This is a genomic window from Photorhabdus akhurstii, from assembly GCF_018448925.1.
Classification (GTDB): Bacteria; Pseudomonadota; Gammaproteobacteria; order Enterobacterales; family Enterobacteriaceae; genus Photorhabdus; species Photorhabdus akhurstii.
This window is the reverse complement of sequence record NZ_RCWE01000060.1, coordinates 1-3,637: the sequence shown is the minus strand read 5'-3', so window position 1 is coordinate 3,637 and position 3,637 is coordinate 1. Positions and strand designations below refer to the sequence as shown.

Genomic DNA, 3,637 nt, shown 5'->3' with positions numbered 1-3,637 from the left:
GCATCAGCCGGCTGATAACCCAATTGCAAGATCAGCTCATTAATCACGGTTATGTCACCAGCCGGGTTCTGGCTCCTCCCCAGGATCTGCGTACCCAAACCTTAAAACTGGTGATGATACCGGGCAAAATCCGGCATATCCGCTATACCCCAGACAGCGGGAACTATATCCAGCGGATAACCCCCTTTCCCGCGCGTGAAGGCAAGTTACTGGATTTACGGGATATCGAGCAGGGATTGGAAAACTTGCAACGTTTCCCGACCGTGCGGGCGGAGATGAACATTGTCCCGGCAGCGCAGCCGGGGGAGAGCGATATTGTGCTGGACTGGCGTCAGTCCCGCCACTGGCGAGTCGCCACGTATCTGGATGATACCGGCTCCAAAAGCACCGGGCGTTATCAGGGCGGACTCACCTTTTTTCTGGATAACCCGCTGGCGCTCAGCGATCTGTTCTATCTCTCCGAGGGACGCGATATTCACTCATCTGCCGGGAAAGGCAGCCAGAACGACACGCTCTATTACTCCCTGCCTTTCGGCTACTGGATGGCGAGCATGACGGCCAGTCATTACGATTATACCCAGACGATAGCCGGGCTGAATCAGGCGATCCAATACCGGGGCAAAAGCCAAAATCTGGTGGTCCAGCTTAGCCGGGTGCTGCATCGTAACGCCGACCAGAAAACCGGGCTTAACGGTGAAATTTATCGTCGGGCATCCCGTAATTTTATTGATAACACTGAAATCGATGTTCAGCGCCGGGAAACCGCGGGCTGGAAGCTGGGGCTGTCTCATCATCACTTTATCGGCAGCGCGACGCTGGATACCACAGTGACTTACCAGCAGGGCATGCGCTGGTTTGGCGCGCAACCTGCGCCGGAAGAGTACCGCAATGAGGGGACCGCCTTGCCTAAAATCACCCAGTTCTCGGCGACGCTGGCCGGGCCGTTAACGCTGTTTTCTCAGCCCTTTTCTTATCAAACCCAGTATCTGCGGCAGATAAGCGCCAGCCCATTGACGCCCCAGGATCGATTTTCAATCGGTGGCCGCTGGACGGTGCGCGGCTTTGATGGCGAGTTGACCTTATCCGCTGATCGGGGCTGGTACAGCCGCAACGAACTGGACTGGCAAACCCCGCTGAAAGGGCAGTCGCTGTATCTGGCAATCGATTATGGCGAAGTGGGCGGCCGGGGCAGTGACGCGCTGCTCGGAAAACACCTAGCGGGGAGCGCCCTGGGCTGGAGAGGCAACCTGAAAAAGGTGAGCTACGACCTGTTTGTCGGCGTCCCGCTGTCCAAACCCGCCGGTTTCCAAACCTCCCCCGTCACGGCCGGATTCAACCTGTATTGGCAGTATTAATTCAAATAGCAAAACTGCCGGTGGGTAGTGTTGTGTGGAGTAAAAATCATGAACAAGCAGTTGTATCGTATTATCTTTAATCAATCCCGCCAGATGTGGATGGTGGTGGCCGAGATAGCGCGGGCCGGACGGGGACGAACCGGGCGCCGATATCGGTGCACCTCTTCACCACAGCATCGTTGCCGACTCACCGCGCTACGGTTTGGGTTGTTGTTAGCCCTTGGCGGAGTTTCGCTCACCGTACAGGCGGCGATTGTGGCCGACGGACAGGCACCGGGCCGTCAGCAGCCCACCATCATTCGCAGCGCCAACGGCACGCCGCAGGTCAATATCCAGACCCCGGGCGCCGACGGCGTTTCCCACAATACCTACCGTCAGTTTGACGTGGATAAACAGGGGGTGATCCTCAATAACAGCCATCAGGCCACCCAGACGCAACTGGGCGGTATGGTCGCGGGCAATCCGTGGCTAGCCAAAGGGGACGCCAGCGTTATTCTTAACGAGGTCAACAGCCGTGACCCCAGTCACCTTAATGGCTGGATTGAAGTGGCCGGGCATAAAGCCGAGGTGATTATTGCCAATCCTTCGGGCATCACCTGTAACGGTTGCGGGTTCATTAACTCACATCGCACTACGCTCACCACCGGACAGGCGCTGATGGAGCAGGGCCGGCTGAAAGGGTTTGATGTCAATCAGGGGGAAGTGCGGATTGACGGGCGCGGCATGGACAGCACACAGCAAAGTTACACCGATATTATCGCCCGCTCCGTGGCGATTAACGCCAAATTACACGCCCAAGACCTGAAAGTGACTACCGGGCGTAATATTGTCGATGCGACGCATCAGCAGATTGAGAAAAAATCGGTTGACGATGAAAAGCACCCAGAGTTTGCGTTGGATGTGGCGGCACTGGGCGGCATGTACGCCCATAAAATTAGGTTGATAGGCACCGAGGCGGGGGTGGGCGTGCATAATGCCGGCAATATCGGCGCGTCTGCCGGCGAGGTCCATATCACCGCCGATGGTCGGATAGAGAACCGCGGCACCCTCAGCAGCCGGGATACGTTGCAATTAACCTCGTCTGCCGATGTCACTAACACCGGCAAATTGCTGTCACAATCGGCGGTGAATTTACAGACCAAAGGAGCACTGCGCAATCAGGGCCGGGTGGAAGCTCGCGGCGATACCACGGTCAACGCAGGCACAATACACAGCAGCCATGACAGCGTATGAGCCGCGGGACTGGATGATAACGGCAACACTACCCGTCCCGGCTCACTGACTCTGACCGCGCAGCATGTTCAGGCGAAGGGGAAAAATCTGGCCGCCGATACGCTGGCTGTCCACAGCCAACAGATTGACCTGAGCGACAGCCAGACCGCAGCCAGCCAGATTCAACTCACCGCCAGTCAATTGGGCATCAGTACCGCTCGCGCCAGCGTCAATGCCGCCCGTTTGACGGCGAAAACGCCGGGCCAGTTTAACAACGACGGCGGCCAGTTAGTGGCGAAGGAAATCCACCTCACAACCCCAGATTTATCTAATCAGCAGGGAAAAATTAACCAGACCGGCAGCGGTGAACTGGCGCTCCATACCCGTACGCTGAATAACCGTGAGGGGACAGTGTTCAATCAGGGGAAATTGACCCTCACCACTGACCGGCTTAACAACCGTCAGGGCAATATTGCCAGTCAGGGCGAGGACCTGCATCTCACCGCGCATCAGGCCGATAACAACCAGGGGACGGTGCAATTGGCCGGTCAGGGTCGATTATCGCTCAACACGCAACGGTGGCTGGGTGATAAGGGCAAACTGCTCACCAATGGCGCCCTGACGATACAGGCCGGTGAACTGCAACTCAACCAGGCTGAAACTCAAGCCGGGCAGATAACCGTCAACGCCGACACCCTGAACCATCAAGGCGGCGTGATGCAACAACAGGGCAAAGATACCCTGTCCCTCACCACCCGGAGGCTGGATAACCAGCGCGGTACCCTTGCGGGCAACGGCAACCTGAACCTTAAAGCAACGACCGTCGATAATCGTCACGGCAACATCGTGGCCGCCGAAAAAGGCTCGCTGACACTGGCGGTCAAAGACACGCTGGACAATCAGTCGGGCCGGGTGTTAAGCGGCGGGCAGTTAACCCTGCGCGCCGGCGATGTTGATAACACCGGCGGGATAATCGCCGCGGACGGTAAAACCACGCTGACCAGCGCCGAGCTCACTAATACTCAGGGACAGATTGCCGGCAATGGCGGGCTGGACATTCACAGTCAACA

At 57.4% G+C, this 3,637-nt stretch carries 1 protein-coding gene and 1 pseudogene; both read left to right on the top strand.

Features of this window, described 5'->3' with window-relative positions; genetic code table 11:
* A partial coding sequence (locus EAE93_RS23505; RefSeq protein ID WP_214040690.1) for a ShlB/FhaC/HecB family hemolysin secretion/activation protein occupies positions 1–1,355 on the top strand: 1,355 nt, incomplete at its 5' end.
* Between the two features lie 48 nt (positions 1,356–1,403).
* Positions 1,404–3,637, top strand: a pseudogene (locus EAE93_RS23500) (two-partner secretion domain-containing protein); the annotation flags it as partial.